Origin of the sequence: Methylorubrum populi (assembly GCF_002355515.1) — a bacterium.
Lineage (GTDB): Bacteria > Pseudomonadota > Alphaproteobacteria > Rhizobiales > Beijerinckiaceae > Methylobacterium > Methylobacterium populi_A.
In genome coordinates this window covers 5,248,948-5,266,385 of sequence record NZ_AP014809.1, presented here as the reverse complement: position 1 = coordinate 5,266,385, position 17,438 = coordinate 5,248,948, and the positions used below count along the sequence as shown (strand labels likewise).

At 68.8% G+C, this 17,438-nt stretch carries 11 protein-coding genes; 7 read left to right on the top strand and 4 right to left on the bottom strand.

The features are described from left to right. Positions 1–52 precede the first annotated feature (52 nt). From MPPM_RS24485 to MPPM_RS24465, 5 genes are all read left to right on the top strand, one after another. The gene (locus MPPM_RS24485; RefSeq protein WP_096487298.1) at positions 53–3,262 is read left to right on the top strand and encodes an efflux RND transporter permease subunit; all 3,210 of its coding nucleotides are present in this window, start codon (positions 53–55) and stop codon (positions 3,260–3,262) included. Positions 3,263–3,367: 105 nt separating this feature from the next. Continuing rightward, on the top strand, positions 3,368–4,240 hold the full coding sequence (locus MPPM_RS24480; protein WP_096488016.1) for an MBL fold metallo-hydrolase: 873 nt from the start codon (positions 3,368–3,370) through the stop codon (positions 4,238–4,240). A gap of 368 nt (positions 4,241–4,608) precedes the next feature. Continuing rightward, positions 4,609–6,060: a methyl-accepting chemotaxis protein gene (locus MPPM_RS24475; protein WP_096487297.1), complete on the top strand. Its 1,452-nt coding sequence runs from the start codon at positions 4,609–4,611 to the stop codon at positions 6,058–6,060. 140 nt (positions 6,061–6,200) lie between these two features. After that, on the top strand, positions 6,201–6,401 hold the full coding sequence (locus MPPM_RS24470) for a hypothetical protein (RefSeq protein ID WP_096487296.1): 201 nt from the start codon (positions 6,201–6,203) through the stop codon (positions 6,399–6,401). 72 nt (positions 6,402–6,473) lie between these two features. Next, positions 6,474–7,118 carry a DedA family protein gene (locus tag MPPM_RS24465; RefSeq protein WP_096487295.1) on the top strand — a complete coding sequence of 215 codons (645 nt, stop codon included), beginning with the start codon at positions 6,474–6,476 and terminating at the stop codon, positions 7,116–7,118. Positions 7,119–7,361: 243 nt separating this feature from the next. Here MPPM_RS24465 and MPPM_RS24460 read toward each other — a convergent pair whose 3' ends face one another. The 4 genes from MPPM_RS24460 to MPPM_RS24445 form a co-directional block, all read right to left on the bottom strand. Then, entirely contained in the window at positions 7,362–10,187 is a 2,826-nt protein-coding gene (locus tag MPPM_RS24460) for a bifunctional transaldolase/phosoglucose isomerase (RefSeq protein WP_096487294.1), read from the bottom strand. 219 nt (positions 10,188–10,406) lie between these two features. Beyond that, positions 10,407–12,482, bottom strand: coding sequence for a transketolase (gene tkt / locus MPPM_RS24455; protein ID WP_096487293.1), 2,076 nt, complete (start codon positions 12,480–12,482; stop codon positions 10,407–10,409). A 51-nt stretch (positions 12,483–12,533) separates the two neighbouring features. Beyond that, entirely contained in the window at positions 12,534–14,396 is a 1,863-nt protein-coding gene (locus tag MPPM_RS24450; protein WP_096487292.1) for a glycoside hydrolase family 15 protein, read from the bottom strand. A 303-nt stretch (positions 14,397–14,699) separates the two neighbouring features. Next, a complete protein-coding gene (locus MPPM_RS24445; RefSeq protein WP_096487291.1) occupies positions 14,700–15,335 on the bottom strand; it encodes a hypothetical protein in 636 nt (211 codons plus the stop codon). 225 nt (positions 15,336–15,560) lie between these two features. Between MPPM_RS24445 and MPPM_RS24440 the strand changes: the two genes are divergently transcribed. Together MPPM_RS24440 and MPPM_RS24435 are read left to right on the top strand one after the other, a co-directional pair. Next, positions 15,561–16,148, top strand: a complete 588-nt coding sequence (locus MPPM_RS24440; protein ID WP_096487290.1) for an ANTAR domain-containing response regulator — start codon at positions 15,561–15,563, stop codon at positions 16,146–16,148. Then, complete coding sequence (locus MPPM_RS24435; protein WP_096487289.1) at positions 16,145–17,161, top strand: CmpA/NrtA family ABC transporter substrate-binding protein; 1,017 nt, start codon at positions 16,145–16,147, stop codon at positions 17,159–17,161. Before MPPM_RS24440 ends, MPPM_RS24435 begins: the two co-directional genes overlap by 4 nt. Positions 17,162–17,438 lie beyond the last annotated feature (277 nt).

Below are 17,438 nucleotides of genomic sequence, written 5' to 3'. Positions count from 1 at the left end.
AAGCCGCACGGGTCGCGCCAGCGCGCGCACCGGCCGGCGAGAGGTTTGAACGATGCGTTTCGCCCATTTCTTCGTCGACCGGCCGATCTTCGCCTCGGTCACGTCGATCGTGTTCCTGATCCTCGGCTTCGTCGCCTACGAGAAGCTGCCGGTCTCGCAATATCCCGAGATCGTGCCGCCGACCGTGACCGTGCGCGCGAGCTTCCCCGGCGCCAACGCCGAGACCGTGGCCGCCACGATCGCGACGCCGCTGGAACAGGAGATCAACGGCGTCGACAACATGCTCTACATGACGTCGTTGTCGACCAACGACGGCGCCATGCTGCTGACCGTGACCTTCAAGGTCGGCACCAACCTCGATATCGCCAACGTGCTCGTGCAGAACCGGCTCTCGGTGGCGCAGCCGCGCCTGCCGCCGGACGTGCGCAACCTCGGCGTGACCGTGCGCAAGGCCTCGCCCGACCTGATGCTGGTCGTGCACCTTCTCTCGCCCAAGCGCACCTACGACCAGAACTATCTGGCCAACTACATCTACCTCAACATCCGCGACGAGCTGCTGCGCCTCGACGGCGTCGGCGACATCTCGATCTTCGGCGGCAACGAGTACGCCGAGCGCATCTGGATCGACCCGCAGAAGATGGCCGCCTACGGCCTGACCACCACCGACGTGACGAGCGCGCTGCAGGAGCAGAACGTTCAGGTCGCGGCCGGGCAGCTCAACGGCCCTCCCGCCGCGCCCGGCGCCGCCTTCCAGCTCGTGGTGCAGTCACAGGGGCGCTTCCAGACGCCGGAAGAGTTCGCCGACGTCATCGTCAAGGCGAGCGACGGGCGCCTCGTGCGCGTGCGCGACATCGCCCGCGTCGAGATGGGCCAGAAGGACTACACCACCAACTCCTTCCTCAACGACACGCCCGCGGTCGGCATCGGCGCCTTCCAGCGGCCGGGCACCAACGCGCTCGAGGCCGCGGAATCGGTCAAGGCGACGATGGAGCAGCTCAAGAAGAACTTCCCGCCGGACGTCGAGTACCGCATCGCCTACAATCCGACGGAGTTCATCGAGGAATCGATCCACGAGGTCTACAAGACCCTGTTCGAGGCGGTCCTCCTCGTCGTGATCGTGGTGCTGGTGTTCCTCCAGAGCTGGCGCACCGCGCTGATCCCGGTGATCGCGATTCCCGTGTCCCTCGTCGGCACCTTCGCGGTGATGTCGGCGCTGGGCTTCTCGCTCAACAACCTCACCCTGTTCGGTCTCGTGCTCGCCATCGGCATCGTCGTCGACGACGCCATCGTCGTGGTGGAGAACGTCGAGCGCAACATGGCCGACGGGCTCTCGCCCGGCGAGGCGGCCCACAAGACCATGGACGAGGTGGGCGGCGCGGTCATCGCCATCGCGCTGGTGCTCGCGGCGGTGTTCATCCCGACCGCCTTCATCCCCGGCATCTCGGGCCAGTTCTACAAACAGTTCGCGCTCACCATCGCGGCCTCGACCATCATCTCGGCCTTCAACTCGCTCACCCTTTCGCCGGCGCTCTGCAAGCTGCTCCTGAAGCCGCACCACGAGCATAAGCCGCCGAAATTCTTCCTGACGCGCTTCGTCAACTGGTTGGCGCACCTGTTCAACCGCGGCTTCGACTGGCTGTCGAACGTCTACGGCCACACCATCCGCGTGCTGACCGGCACCGTGGTCGGCGTGATCGCGATGCTGCTCGTCTACGCGGGCGTGATCGCCGGCACGCTGCACCTCGCCCAGACCACGCCGACGGGCTTCATCCCGGATCAGGACCAGGGCTACCTCATCGGCGTCGTGCAGCTGCCCTCGGGCTCCTCGCTCGACCGCACCACGGAGGTGGTGAACCGGGCTGCCGCCATCGCCCGCAAGATCGACGGCATCACCAACACCGTCATCATCGCCGGCTTCGACGGCGCCACCTTCACCAACACCACCAACGCGGCGGTGATGTTCCTCACCCTCAAGAACGCCAAGGAGCGGGCGGCGCAGGGGCGCAGCGCGGCGGTGATCACCGGCGACGTGATGAAGGCGACCGCCGGCATCCAGGAGGCGAGAGTCATCGTCATCCCGCCGCCGCCGGTGCGCGGCCTCGGCCAGGGCGGCGGCTTCAAGATGCAGATCGAGAGCCGTCAGTCCTCCGAAATCGGCCCGCTGCTCGCGGCGGCCGGCGAGGTGATGGGGCAGGCCAACCAGAGCAAGGACGTGACGCGGGTCTTCACGACCTTCAGCAACGACACGCCGCAGCTCTACCTCGACATCGACCGCACCATCGCGCGCATGCTGAACGTGCCGCTGGCCAACGTCTTCTCGACCGTGCAGACGGCGCTCGGCGGCGCCTACGTCAACGATTTCAACACCCTCGGCCGCATCTATCAGGTGCGCGTGCAGGGTGATGCGATCTATCGCATGTCGCGGCGCGACATCGAGCAGCTCAAGGTGCGCTCCTCCACCGGTGCCCTGGTGCCGATGGGCACGCTGGCCTCGATCCGCGACATCGCCGGCCCGCAGATCGTGCAGCGGTTCAACCTGTACTACTCGGTGCCGCTGCAGGGCGTGGCACAGGCCGGTGTCTCGACCGGTCAGGCGCTCGACACGATGGAGGAGATCGCCAAGCGGGCCCTGCCCGAGGGCTACTCCTACGACTGGACCGAGATCGCCTTCCAGCAGAAGGCGGCGGGCGGCACGGCGATCTACGTTTTCGCGCTCGGCGTGCTCCTCGTCTTCCTCGTGCTCGCGGCACAATACGAGTCCTGGGCATTGCCGCTGGCGATCCTGCTGGTGGTGCCGACGGGCGTGCTCGCCGCGCTGTTCGGGGTGCAGCTGAGGGGACAGGACAACAACATCCTGACCCAGATCGGTCTCATCGTGCTCATCGGCCTGGCCGCGAAGAACGCGATCCTGATCGTGGAGTTCGCGCACGACATCGAGAAGAGCGAGCACAAGGGGCCGGTGGACGCCGCCGTCCAGGCCTGCCGCCTGCGCCTGCGCCCGATCCTGATGACGGCCTTCGCCTTCATCCTCGGCGTGCTGCCGCTCGTCATCGCCACGGGCCCCGGCGCAGAGATGCGCCAGGCGCTCGGCACGGCGGTGTTCTTCGGAATGATCGGCGCGACCTTCTTCGGCCTGTTCCTAACGCCGGTCTTCTACGTCGTGATCCGCAAGACGGTGATCTGGATCGGCCGCAAGCGCGGCAAGGATCCGCACGGGAGGGACTCGCACGGCGAGCCGAACGGGGCCCCGGCCCACGGCTGAGGCACCACCCGGCCGGACGCGCGGCAGAAAGCGCGACTGGGGATGAGATTGCGGCCGGGAGCACTAGCTTCCGGCCGTTCTCTTTTTTTCCAAGCAGGTTTGCCCGTGCCCGGTTATCTGCCCTTCGCGGGCGCCCTGAAGCTGCCCTCCTACACCTGCGACAATTGCGGTTTCTGGCAGCGCCACTTCGAGGTGCCGCCGCATTGCCCGATGTGCCTGGACGCCCGCCACGTCGTGCCGCAGGACGGCTGGCGCTTCCGCACCGCGCAGGAGGCGCAGGACGCGTTCCCCTGCCACTGGGAGGAGCTGGAGCCGGGTGTCTGGCGCTTCTGGAACGAGCCGGTCTCCGGCATCGGCCCGAGCGCCTACCTGATCCGGACCGAGAACGGGAATATGGGCTTCGAGGGCTGCCCCGTCTTCAGCGAGGCCGCACTCGACCAGATCGAGCGGCTGGGGGGCATGCAGGTGCTCTCGGCCTCCCATCCGCATTCCTACGGCGCGCTGGTGCAGCTCCAGGACCGGTTCGACCCGGAACTCTGCCTGCCGGCCGCCGACTTCACCTGGAGCGCGGCGCTTCAGGTGTCCTGGCCCTACGACGACTTCCTGGAACCCCTGCCCGGATTGGAGTTGCACCGGACGGCGGGTCATTTCGACGGCCACGCCGTGCTGTTCGACCGGAAGCGAAAGATCTGCTTCTGCGGCGACGCCCTCAAGTTCGAGCTCGACCCGGACGACTTCCGCCGGGCGCTGACGATCTCGGCGCACAAGGCCTTCGTGCGCGGGGTGCCGCTGACCGTCAGCGAGTTGCGCCGCTATCGCGACGTGTTCGAGCGCCTCGACTTCATCCAGACCTGGACCCCGTTCGAGCCGGCGGCCAATGTCGGCCGGGCGGAGGTTCTGGCGCTGATCGATGCGATGCTCGGCAGTCGGCCCCACGCCGCGCCGGTGCCGCTGGACCAGCTCGGCCGGCGCGGCTGACACTGCCCCATCATCCCGCCCTCGGCACGCGGCCATCCTCCCGGCACCTGAAGGGTTCCAGGTGCCGACAGCCTGTAGAGGAAGGCACTTTTCCAACGCGATGCCTTCACATGTTTTGTTATTTATCAGGCAAATCGTCAGTTACGGATCAGTCACCACCTCCAGCCCGGCAGTGTTATCCGCCGCCTTACGAAAGCAAAACTTGCAACATTAACTGTAAATTTAAGAATGTGGCTTAGTTTCCAACCCGAGATCGGTTATCGAGAGTCATCGGATAACCTCGACCCGAGGCCGGCATCTCATCTACGACTCGGATCACTCTTCATGACAGCGCGGATGGAGGGAGATCTCGTCACGGGGGCCCTTCCATGTTTCGCATGCCGAAGCACAACGACGCACAGGCCAAGCTCGACCGCTCGCTCGCCACGATCGAATTCGCCATGGACGGCACGATCCTGAGCGCGAACCAGAACTTCCTCTCGGTCGCAGGCTACGCGCTCGACGAGATCCAGGGCAGGCACCACCGCATCTTCGTCGATCCGGACTACGGTGCGAGCCCCGAATACGCTGCCTTCTGGGACAATCTGCGCGCCGGCCGCTACGCCGCCGGCGAGTTCGCGCGGCTCGACAGGGCCGGCCGCCGGGTCTGGCTGGAAGCGACCTACAACGCCGTTCTCGACGCGGAGGGCAAGCCGGTCCGGGTGATGAAGTTTGCCACCGACATCACGGCCAAGAAGAACGAAACCAACCGCCTGATGACGATGATCGACGGCATGCCCATCGCGGTCATGACCGCGGATCCGCGCGACGACTTCAAGATCAACTACCTGAACGCGACCTCGCGCACGACGCTCGGGACGATCGAGCAGCATCTGCCGATCAGGGTCTCACAGATGCTGGGACAGTCCTTCGATGTGTTTCATAAGAACCCGCATCATCAGCGGGCCATGCTCGCGGATGCGAGCCGCCTGCCGCATCGCGCCCGGATCAAGGTGGGACCGGAGACGCTCGACTTGCGCGTCTCGGCGATCAACGGGCCTGATGGGCGCTACCTCGGCCCCATGATGACCTGGGCGGTGGCGACCGCGCAGGTGGAGATGGAGGCGGAGGTCTCCCGCGTCGTCGCGGCGGTCGGCAACGCGGTCGAGGAGATGCAGCTCTCCGCCGCGGGGCTGGCGCGTTCGGCGGAGGACGCCCGGCAGCGCGCCGCCTCGGTGGCGGCGGGCTCGGCACAGATGACCGCCTCGATCCAAGAGATCTCGGGGCAGGTCGGACGGGTCTCCGAACGTGCCCAGCGGATCGCGGCCCAGGCCGAGACGACCGATCTCACCGTCCGCCGCCTCGCCGAGAACGCCGGCAAGGTCGATGCGGTGGTGGCGATGATCCGCTCGATCGCCGACCAGACCAACCTGCTCGCCCTCAACGCCACTATCGAGGCGGCGCGGGCGGGCGCCGCCGGCCGCGGCTTCGCCGTGGTGGCCGCCGAGGTGAAGGCCCTGGCCGAGCAGACGGCCCGGGCGACCGGCGAGATCTCCGGGCAGATCGCCGCGATCCAGGGCGCTACGGGCGAGGCGGTGGAGGCCATCGGCACCATCACCGCGGCGGTGACGGACCTCTCCGGGCTGACGCTCGCCATGGCGAGCGCGGTGGAGGAGCAAGCGGCCTCGACCCACGAGATGTCCGGCAACATCGTCGGCGTGTCCTCGGCGGCGGACGCCACCGGCGGCCATGTCGAGGCGGTCCGCGCCATCGCCAGCGATCTCTCGGCGCATTCCGCGGGCCTTGGCGCCAGCGTCGAGAAGTTCCTCAAGGCGGGCTGAGGGCGAGAGGGAGAACGGACCGCGCGGCGGGCTGTAGCCGACGTGCCGCATGTCACGAAGATCGACAGGTTCGTGCAACCCTCGGGCGTCGGAAGGCTTATAGGCACTCCCGCCCCGGCGCTTCGACCCCGGCACCTGTCATGATCGACACCACGCGCCTTCACCCGCCCGGCTCCGGTCTCTCGACGAACCCGATCCTGTTCGGGATCTCGGAAGGCCTCGCACGGTTGCTGCCGCTGCCGGAGGACGACGCCTTCGCGGCCCGCTGGCCGCTCGCGGCGGGAGAGGAGCCGGCACCCGCGGCGGCCCCGGTTCTCGCCGAGGTAAGTGACGCCGGCTGACGGGGCCGCCCTGCTGCGGCCACGTTCGTGGACAGACTGCGCCGCGCCACGTGCTGCGGAGCCCTTTCATCCATGTCCTTCCTCCAGGGACTTCCGATCGCCGACCTCATCGCCCATTACGGCTATCTCGCCGTCTTCGTCGTCGTCGCGCTGGAGAGCGCGGGGGTACCGATGCCGGGGGAGACCATCCTGATCTCGTCGGCCGTCTATGCCGGCAGCACCGGAAGCCTGAACGTCGTCCTGATCGTCGCCGCCGCCGCAGCCGCCGCGATCCTCGGCGACAATCTCGGCTACTGGGTCGGGCGCCGCTGGGGCATGCCGCTGCTGCTGCGCTACGGCCACCTCATCGCCCTCGACCACGGCCGGCTGAAGCTCGGGCAATATCTGTTCCGCGAGCATGGCGGGAAAATCGTGTTCTTCGGCCGCTTCACCGCGATGCTGCGCGCCTACGCGGCGGTGCTCGCGGGCGTGAACCGGCTCGATGCCCGCCGCTTCATGCTGTTCAATGGCCTCGGCGGCGTCGCCTGGGCCGGCATCATGGGCTTCGGCGCCTATGCCTGCGGCCGTTCCATCGAGCACATCGTCGGCCCCGTGGGCCTCACACTTCTCGCCTTCGTCGTCTTCGGCGGAATCGCCCTGTGGCTCTTCATGAAGCGCCACGAGGAGAGGCTGCTGGTGAAGGCCGAAGCCGCGATCCCCGGCCCGCTGACGCACTGACCTTTTTTCGAAGACGGATCGCGACGGCCGCCATTGTCGCCCTCTCCCCCCGCTTGTGGGGAGAGGGCCGCGACAGCCCCGTCGTCGGCGCGGCAAGGCCGCAACCGAAAGTGAGGGGGCGATTCAGGCGGAGCCCCTTACGGAGCCGTCCTCTCACCATCGCTTCGGCCTCGCCTCCGCTTCCTGCAGGCACAACAGGGTGCCTGCGGACCTCTCCCTGCGCGCGGGAAGAGGGGGGAAGCCTTATCCGGCAACCGCCGCCTTGATCGCCGCGGCGACGCGCTTCACGCCGCCGGACACATCACCACCCTTGAGGTGGATTCTCAGCGCCCGGCGCTTGCGCTCGGACAGCACGGCGAAATCGCCCCGCGCCTGGGCCGCGATCACCGTCTTGAAACCGAGCTTGCGCCCGGGGATCGGCAGGTCGGCCGACGGGTCGGCGGTGATCTGCAGGAACACGCCGGAGGCCGGACCGCCCTTGTAGGCCTGTCCCGTGGAATGGAGGAAGCGCGGGCCGAATTCCAGGCAGGTCGCGACCTGCCGCGCGTCACGGACCGCGAGGCGGGCCTCCTGCAGCACCGCGTGATGCGCCTCGTTGCGCTCGACATAGGCCAGCAGGGCGACGTAGTCGCACGGCTTCACCCGAGCGAGATGCGCGGCCACGATCGCCTCGAAGCCCTCGCCGGAGCGCAGGGCCTCGGCGTTGGCCGCATCGGCGTAAAGCGCCACGGTGTCGTCCTCGAAGATCGGCGTCTCGGCGGGCAGCGCGCCGGTCTCCTCGGCGCTGGCAAACAGCTTCTTCGTCTCGATCTTGCTCGCCTCGACATCGGGCTGGTCGAACGGGTTGATGCCGAGCACCGCACCCGCCACCGCCGTGGCGATCTCGAAGCGGAAGAATTCCTGCGGAAGCTGCTCGGCCTTGTCGAGGTCGATGCGCACCACCGGCTGCGCCTCGCTCTCCAGGATCTTCACCGCCTCGTCCTGGCGCGCATCGGCCTGGCTTGCCAGGCGCAGATACACGAACAGGCGGTCCTCGCCGTAGACGGCCGGCACGCCCACCGGCTCGCCCTCGACCGGGATGATGCCGACGCCCTCCTTGCCGGTCGACTCGGCGATGAGCTGCTCGGCCCAGGTACCGAAGGTGTCGATGCCAGGCGAGGCGATGATCGTGATCTTGTCGCGCCCGAACTCCTTGGCCGCGACGCCCATCGCCGCGCCGAGGCGCACGCCGGGATTGGCCGCGGGCGGCACCGCCGGCCCGCAGGAGCGGACCATCATGCGCGCGCTGTCGAGGAAATCGCGGATCTCGACGCCCGCCGCCGCGGCCGGCACGAGGCCGAAGGCGGAGAGCACGGAGTAGCGGCCGCCGATCTGCGGCACCCCGAGGAAGGTTTTTCTGAAACCGTCGTCCTTGGCGGCCCGCTCCATGGCCGAGCCGGGATCGGTGACGGCGACGAAGTGACGGCCGGCCTTGTCGGCCCCCACCACGTCCTTCATCCGGCCGAGGAAGTAGTCGCGGAAGACGTTGGGCTCGAGGGTCGAGCCGGACTTCGAGGCGACGATGAACAGCGTCTTCTCGAGGTTCACCGCGGCCTCGACGGCGCGGACCTCGTCCGGATCGGTCGAGTCGAGGATGCGCAGCCGCGGATAGCCCTCGCGATGGCCGTAGGTCGCGGCGATCACCTCCGGCCCGAGGCTGGAGCCGCCCATGCCGAGCACGACGGCGTCGGTGAAGCCTTCCGCGCGGATCTCCTCGGCAAAGCCCTCGTAGAGATCGACCCGCTCCAGCTCGTCCTCGACGATGCGCAGCCAGCCGAGCCACTTGTCCTCGTCGCGGCCGGTCCAGACCGTGTTGTCGTGGGCCCAGAGGCGGCGGATCGCGCCGCTGGCGCGCCAGGATTCGATTGCCTTATCGGTGGCCGCCTGGAGCGCGTCGTCGAACTTGAAGGACTGCGCGTCGAGCCGGTGGTCGAGCAGCGCCGCGCGCTTTCCCGCGACGGCGCCGAGCAGGGCGTCGGCGGCATCGACGAAGAGCTGCACGCCCTCCTCGACGAGCTGGCGCGCCACCGCCTCGATGTCGATCCCGGCCTCGGCGAGACGCGCCATCACGGTCTCGGCCTCGCCGACATTCTCTTCCAGCGTCGCCCGCACCCGGCCATGGTCGCGGAAGGCGTCCATGGTGGCCGGCGGCATGGTGTTGACGGTGTTCTTGCCGATCAACTCCTCGACGTAGAGCACGTCGGAATAGGCCTTGTTCTTGGTGCCCGTCGAGGCCCAGAGCAGGCGCTGCGCCTTGGCGCCCTTGGCCTCCAGGGCCGCCCACTTCGCCCCCGAGAAGATCCGCTTGTAGCGCTGGTAGGCGAGCTTGGCGTTGGCGATCGCCACCTTGCCCTTCAGATCCTCGTAGCCGCCGGTCTCGTCGAGGCGCTTATCGACGAGGCTGTCGATCCGGCTGATGAAGAAGCTCGCGACAGACGCGACCTTCGAGACGTCGCCGCCCTTGGCACCGAACTCGGTCAGGCCGTCGATGAAGGCGTTGGCCACCTCCTCGTAGACGCTCTGCGAGAAGAGAAGGGTGATGTTGACGGAGATGCCCTCCGCCGTGAGCTGGCGGATCGCCGGCAGGCCGGCGGGCGTGGCCGGCACCTTGACCATCAGATTGTCGCGCCCCACCGCCTGATGCAGGCGACGCGCCTCCTTCAGGGTCTCCTCGGTGTCGAGCGCGAGGTAGGGCGAGACCTCGAGGCTGACATAGCCGTCGGCGCCATCGCTCGTGTCGTAGACCTTGCGCAGCACGTCCGCCGCGGCCTGGATGTCGGCGATGGCGAGCCCCTCGTAGAGATCGATGACGCGGGCGTCGCTGTGATCGAGGGCGGCCTTGAGGCTGTCGTCGTACTCGGCCGAGTGGCCGATCGCCTTCTCGAAGATGGCGGGGTTGGAGGTGACGCCGCGCAGGTCGTCCTTCTCCACCAGCGCCTGGAGTTCGCCCTTGGCGATGAAGCCGCGGGCCACGAAGTCGAGCCAGACCGCCTGCTCGTGCTCGGCGAAGAGGGCGTTCAGCGGGTTCATCTCGGTCGTCCTCGCGTGATTTTCGTGCGTCCCGTGCCCGGTAGATAGGGCGGCGGCGGGCGCCTTAACCCTCCCCCCTCTGCGGGGGAGGGTGCCCTGCGGATGCAGGGCGGGAGAGGGGCCGGCTCAGGTCTCTCCGAACGCGTCGCGCCCCCTCACCCGTCCCCCCTCCGGGGGCCGCCCTCTCCCGCGGAGGGGAGGGGGTTCAACGTCCGCGCCCTACTTCTTGTGCTTGGCCACCTGGGCGCGGGCCGCCTCGATCACCTTCTCGGCGGTGAAGCCGAACTTGCCCAGCAGATCCTTGATCGGAGCCGAGGCACCGAAGGTGTGCATGCCGACGATGGCGCCGGAGGAGCCGGCGTAGCGGTCCCAGCCGATGACGCTGCCCTGCTCCACGGCCACGCGGGCCAGCACCTCGGGCGGCAGCACGCTGTTGCGGTAGGCCTCGTCCTGGCGCTCGAACAGATCCCAGGACGGCATCGAGACGACGCGGGCCTTCACGCCCTCGCCCTTGAGGGTCTCGTAGGCGCCGACGCAGAGCTGCACCTCGGAGCCCGTGCCGATCAGGATCACGTCCGGCGTGCCTTCGCTATCGGCCAGCACGTAGGCGCCCTTCGCGGTGCCGGAGGCGGGCGCGTATTTCGTGCGGTCGAAGGTCGGCAGCGGCTGGCGCGAGAGCGCGAGCACCGCCGGCTGATCTTTCAGCGAGAAGATCACCCGGTAAGCCTCGGCTACCTCGTTGGCGTCGGCCGGGCGCAGGGTCACGAGACCGGGGATGCAGCGCAGCGAGAGCAGTTGCTCCACCGGCTGGTGGGTCGGCCCGTCCTCGCCCACGCCGATCGAGTCGTGGGTGAAGATATGGAAGACCGGCAGCTCCATCAGCGCGGCGAGCCGGATCGGCGGGCGCATGTAGTCGGCGAAGACGAGGAAGGTCGCGCCGTAGGCCCGCAGGCCGACGAGGCCGAGACCGTTCACGATCGAGCCCATGGCATGCTCGCGCACGCCGAAATGGATGTTGCGCCCGCCCGGCTCGAACGGGGTCAGCGAGCCGGCGCCCTCGAAGGTGAGGTTCGACTTGTTCGACGGCGCCAGATCGGCCGAGCCGCCGAGCAGGAACGGCACGTGCTTGGCGATGGCGTTGAGCACCTTGCCCGACGACTCGCGGGTCGCAAGCCCCTTGGCGTCGGCCTCGAAGACTGGAATATCCTTGTCCCAGCCCTCCGGCAGGCGGCCTTCGAGGAAGGCAGAGAGATCCTCGGCATGCGCGGCGTCGGCCGCCTTGGCTTCCTCGAAGAAGGCCTGCCACTGGCTGTAGAGCGCGGCGCCGCGCTTGCCGATGCCCTCGGCGAAGGTGTCGTAGACGCCGTCCGGCACGAGGAACTCGGAATCCTCCGGCCAGCCATAGGCGCGCTTGGCGCCCTTCACCTCGTCGGGACCCAGCGCGTCCGAGTGGGCCTTGGAGGTGTTCTGCTTGGTCGGCGCGCCGTAGCCGATGATCGAGTTGACGATGATCAGCGTCGGTCGGTCGCTCGATTGCAGGAAGGTCTCGAGCGCCGAGGCGATGGCGTGGGTGTCGTTGGCGTCGGCCACCCGCAGCACCTGCCAGCCATAGGCGAGGAAGCGCGCCGCCACCTCCTCCGAGAAGGCGAGCTCGGTGTGGCCCTCGATGGTGATGGTGTTGTTGTCGTAGATCCAGCACAGGTTCGACAGGCGCAGATGGCCGGCGATCGAGGCGGCCTCCTGGCTGACGCCCTCCATCAGGTCGCCGTCCGAGCAGATGGCGTAGACGTTGTAGTCGAACAGCGGCAGGTCGGGCCGGTTCAGGCGCTCACCCTTGAAGCGGCCGCCGATCGCCATGCCGACGGAATTCGCCACGCCCTGGCCGAGGGGGCCGGTGGTGGTCTCGACGCCGGTGGTGAAGTGGTATTCCGGGTGACCCGGCGTGCGGCTGTCGAGCTGCCGGAATTTTTTGATATCTTCGAGAGAAACTGCCGGGGCGTTGGCGCCATCGCCCTCCGCGACCCGAGCCAGGTGCAGCAGCCCGTAGAGCAGCATCGAGGCGTGGCCGGCCGAGAGCACGAACCGGTCGCGGTTCGGCCAGTGCGGATGGGCCGGATCGTAGCGCAGATACCGGTTCCACAGGGTGTAAGCCACGGGCGCCAGCGCCATCGGCGCGCCGGCATGGCCGGAATTCGCCTTCTGCACCGCGTCGATCGCGAGCGTCCGGATCGTGTCGATCGCGAGCTTGTCGCCCTCGCTCAGGGCCGCCTTCGGGCTCGTGTCTGCACCGCTCATGGAGTACCCGTCTTTCTCGCTTCCATTGCCCGCCCACCGGACGGGACGCGCCTACTGCGCCGCAATGGATTCGCCTACCCTCGACTCGGAATGGTCCGTGCCGCTGCCTCGTTCCGCCGCCGGACCGATTGCGCGGCTGTAATTGAGGATCGTGTTGACGAGTGCAACATGCGTGAACGCCTGAGGGTAGTTCCCCACCAGCCGTTTTTCGCGCACGTCGTACTCCTCGGAGACCAGTCCGAGATCGTTGCAGACGCCGATCAGGCGCTCGATCAGCGCATGGGCCTCCTGGCAGCGGCCGAGACCGATCAGGTTGTCGGCGAACCAAAAGCTGCAGGGCAGGAACGCCCCCTCGTTGCCGGGCAGGCCGTCGGTGGTCTGTCCCTCGGTCTCGTAGCGCAGGATGAAGCCGTCGCGCATCAGATGCGCCTCGATGGCCGCCACCGTGCCGACGACGCGGGGATCGTCCTGGGGCAGGAAGCCCATATGCGCGATCAGCAGCAAGCTCGCGTCGAGCGCCTTGCTTCCGTAGGATTGGACGAAGCTGTTGAGCTCCGGGTCGAAGCCCTTCGTGCAGACCTCGGCATGGATCTCGTCGCGGATCGCCTTCCAATGCGCGACCGGCGCCTCGCCGGAATGCAGATCGTCGTCGCCCCGCATCTCGACGCTGCGGATCGCCCGGTCGAAGGCGACCCAGGCCATGACCTTGGAATGGACGAAGTGGCGCCGCCCGCCGCGCACCTCCCAGATACCCTCGTCCGGCTCCCGCCACGCCGACTCGAGATGCTTGATCAGCGCCTGACCGACGCGCAGGCCCTCCTTGTTCTGCCCCATGCCGCGGGCGCGGGCCTGGAACAGCGCGTCGAACAGCTCGCCGTAGACGTCGAGCTGGAATTGCGCGATCGCCGCATTGCCGATGCGGACGGGCCGGGAGTTCTCGTAGCCGGGCAGCCAGTCGAGCTCGATCTCCGGCAGGAGCCGCTCGCCGGCGATGCCGTAGAGGATGTGCGCCTGCTCCGGGTTGCCCGCCACCGCCCGGGTCAGCCAGTCGCGCCAGGCGCGGGCCTCCTCGATATAGCCCGAATCCATCAGCGCCAGCAGGGTGAAGGTCGAGTCGCGCAGCCAGCAGAAGCGGTAGTCCCAATTGCGCACCCCGCCGAGCTCCTCGGGCAGGGAGGTGGTGGGCGCGGCCACGATCCCGCCGGTCGGCCGGTAGATCAGCGCCTTCAGCGTCAGGAGCGAGCGGCGCAGGATGTCGTCCCACGGCGTCTGCGCGGCGGTGCAGCGGCCCGACCATTCGCGCCAGAACCGATTGGTGTCGTCGAGCCAGCGGCGCGGCTCGATCGGCGGCGGATCCTCCTCGTGCGAGGCGCCGTAGCTGAGCACGAAGCGAATCGCGTCGCCCTTATAGACCGTGAATTCCGAGATCGTGGTCTGGCGGCTCGATCCGTGCATCGGCGCGTTGGTGCGCAGGACGACCTTGTGCGGACCCGAGATAGCGCGCAGATCGCCGAGCTCGCTGCGCGACACCCACGGCACCGCCGAGCCGTAATCGAAGCGGACGGCCAGCTCCATCCGCATCGCCATGCGCCCGCGGATCCCCTCGACGAGGCGGATCACGTGGCTGCCGTCGCCGACGGGCATGAAATCGGTGACGCGGACTTCGCCCTCGTGGGACCTGTGCGTCGTCTCCAGCACCAGCGAGCCGGTGCGGTAGCGCCAGCTATGCTGCGCGCCCTGCGCCGCGGGAGCGAGCTTCCAGAAGCCGTGCTCCTCGGTCCCAAGCAGGCTCGCGAACAGGGCGGAGGCGTCGAAGCGCGGCATGCACAGCCAGTCGATGCTGCCGTCGCGCCCGACCAAAGCGGCGGTGCGCCCGTCGCCGATCAGGGCGTAATCCTCGATCCGTCCCGCCATCCCGGTCTCCGTCGTCGCATCCCGAGCCGAACGGCGCGGGGGAAACGCGGGATCGGCCTCACTGGCAGAGGATCGCAGGTGTCGAGGCCGCCCCGTCGCCAACGAGGCGGGCGCAATCACCGCCCTGCCAAGCGCGAAGTGGCGCAGCGGCCGCGCTTCGCAAGGTTTCGCGACGAAGGATCGTGATGCCGGCCGCTTCGACGCCGAGACGGCGTCCGATCGCCGAGCGTTCGAAAACCCACCTCAAGCCGGGCTTCGACGAGGACGCGCGAACCAGGCCGCCGCTCTCCGTACAGCCCCGGCTCAGCGCAGATCCGAGACGAGGCTGACGGCCGAACGGCCGAGGGTCTCGACACCGGTCACAACCCCTGTTGCAACGCCGGTCGCGACCCCCGTCGCTGCCCCGGTGCCGACCTTGCGGGCCACATCCCAGGCTGCGTCGACGGCGGCGAAGGGCAGGGCGCCGGTCGGCAGGAAGCGGTCGTCCTCTTCCTCCGCGCGGGCCATCGGCGCCGGCGCCGGAACAACCGGCTCCGCGGCCCTGGGCGGGTTGGCCGGCTGCGTCGTCGCCATCCGGCTCGCGGGCGCGCGGCGGCGCTCGGGTCGGGCCGCGACTCGCGGGGGACGGGTCGACGACGGCGCCGCCTCGCTGGCGGCAACGAGGGGCATGAGGCGGGCGAAGGCCTCGCTGGCCGGCCCCGCCTCGACATCGGCGAGCAGAGCCTTGCCCGGATCGAACACGGTGAGGCCCGGCGCCGCGGCCATGGCCGGAACGGGCCGCGCCGAGGATGGCGGAGCCGATTCCTTGGCCGGCTCGCGGCAGGCGAGAGAAAGCAGCGCGGCGACCACGGCGAGCCCGAGGGTCGGCAGGAAGGGGGGAAGCACCGGACGGGAGGTCGCGGACACGTCCGGCTTTCGCAGCGGATCGACGACGCGCATGAACCGGACCCTCCTGATGGATTCGCGAACGGGTTGAGTGTGCGCCCCGGTTTGCGGCAGAAGCGGGGCCGACAGATGTCCGATTCGTAACTGGCGTCGCTGATTCGGGGGCACACGGCTTGCGTGCCCACGCGGCAGCGTCACTCTCAGCCCGTTCGCCCGCACCGGCCACTCCCAGTCCCACCCGCCCCCCCTCCTCGAACGGATCGAACCATTCGGGCCTCGATGACCGAGACCAGCCTCACCGTTGCCGTGATCGATCCGAGTCCCGCCCGCGCGGCGATCCTCGAGGAGGGTCTCCGGGTAGGGGGCGTCGGCCACGTGGTGGTGATCCCGGACGGCCCGGATCTCCAGGCCCGGGTGGCGAGCCTCAAGCCGGACGTGATCGTGGTGCATCTGGAAAGCCCGAGCCGGGACGTGCTGGAGCAGATGTCGGGCCTGTCCCGGCAGGCGGAGCGGCCCGTGGCGATGTTCGTCGACCGCTCGGACCAGACCATGATGCAGGCGGCGGTCGATGCCGGCATCTCGGCCTACGTGGTCGACGGGCTGCGCTCCGAGCGGATCCGCTCGATCCTCGACATCGCGATCCTGCGCTTCAACGCCTTCGCGCGCCTGCAGCGCGAACTCGACGAAGCCCGATCGGAACTCGCCGACCGCAAGCTGATCGAGCGGGCCAAGGGCATCCTGATGACGCGCAAGGGCATGAGCGAGGACGAGGCCTACAAGCTCCTGCGGCGCCAGGCGATGAACGAGAAGCGCAAGATCGTCGACATCGCCCGCGCCATCGTCACCGCGGCGGACCTGCTCGGATGAGGATCAGGCTCGGATACGTTCCCCTTACCGACGCCGCCCCCGTGATCGCGGCGGCGGAGTTGGGCTTCGCGCGGGCCGAGGGGCTCGACATCGAGCTCTCGCGCGAGCCCTCCTGGGCGACGCTGCGCGACCGGCTGGCGCTCGGCCATCTCGACGCCGCGCACATGCTCGGACCGCTGGCCATCGCCAGCGCGCTCGGACTCTCGGGGCCGCAGGCCCATTTGAGCGTGCCGATGGCGCTCAACCTCAACGGCAATGCCGTGACCGTCTCGAACGCGCTCTGGGCGGCGATGGCGCCGGAGAGCGACGAACTCGACCACGTCGCTGCGGGCTTCGCGCGGGTCGCCCGCGCGCGGGCCGGGGAGGGACGGCCGCTGACCCTCGGCACCGTGCATCCCTTCTCCAGCCACTCCTACCAGCTTCGCTTGTTCGCCGAGCGCGGCGGCCTCGATCTCGACGCCGCGATCCGCCTCGTCGTGGTCCCGCCCCCGGAGACGGTGGACGCGCTGCGGCGCGGGAGTATCGACGGCTTCTGCGTCGGCGCGCCCTGGAACAGCGTCGCAGTCGCCGCCGGCCTCGGCCGGATCGCGGCCCTGGGCTGCGAAATCGTGCCCGACTGCCCGGAAAAGGTCCTGGCGCTTCCTGCGGACGGAGCCGATTTCACGGTTCCCCTGGTGCGGGCGGTCCACCGGGCCGGGCTATGGTGTGCCGATGCCCGTAACCGCGGCAGCTTGAGCGTTCTCCTCGCGGAACGGGCCGAACTCGATTCCGATGCCGGGCTCATCGCCCGCACGCTCGACGGCGCACTGATCGTGGATGCCGACGGGCGCGAGCGGACGAACCCGGCCTATCTGCGCCTCGGGACCGAGACCCACCGGCCCGATCCGGACCATGCCCGCTGGCTCGTGGCGCAGATGATCGCCTGCGGGCAGGTCGCCCCCGGCGGGGACGCCGCCGACCGGGCGGCGGCGCTCTACCGGCCGGACCTGTTCGACGCGGCGGTCGGCCGCTGAGCCCTCGGCCGACCGGGCGAGCCCGGCTCGGGCCACCCATCGCGGCACCATCAGCCTAATTTTTGTGCAACGCAAGAAATTGCCGCGCTTTTGAGCGCGCAGCGCAGCAAATGCGCCTCGACGACAGCCACGAGGGCTATGACACACGCCACCCCACACTCGGAAGGCTCTTGGCACGCCTCCTGCAAAGAGCCTCGCAAGGGCTCGCCAACGATGACGGCCCCAAGACGTCAGCAAAGCCGCTGATCCGGAATGCCCGCACGCGACGAATGTCGAT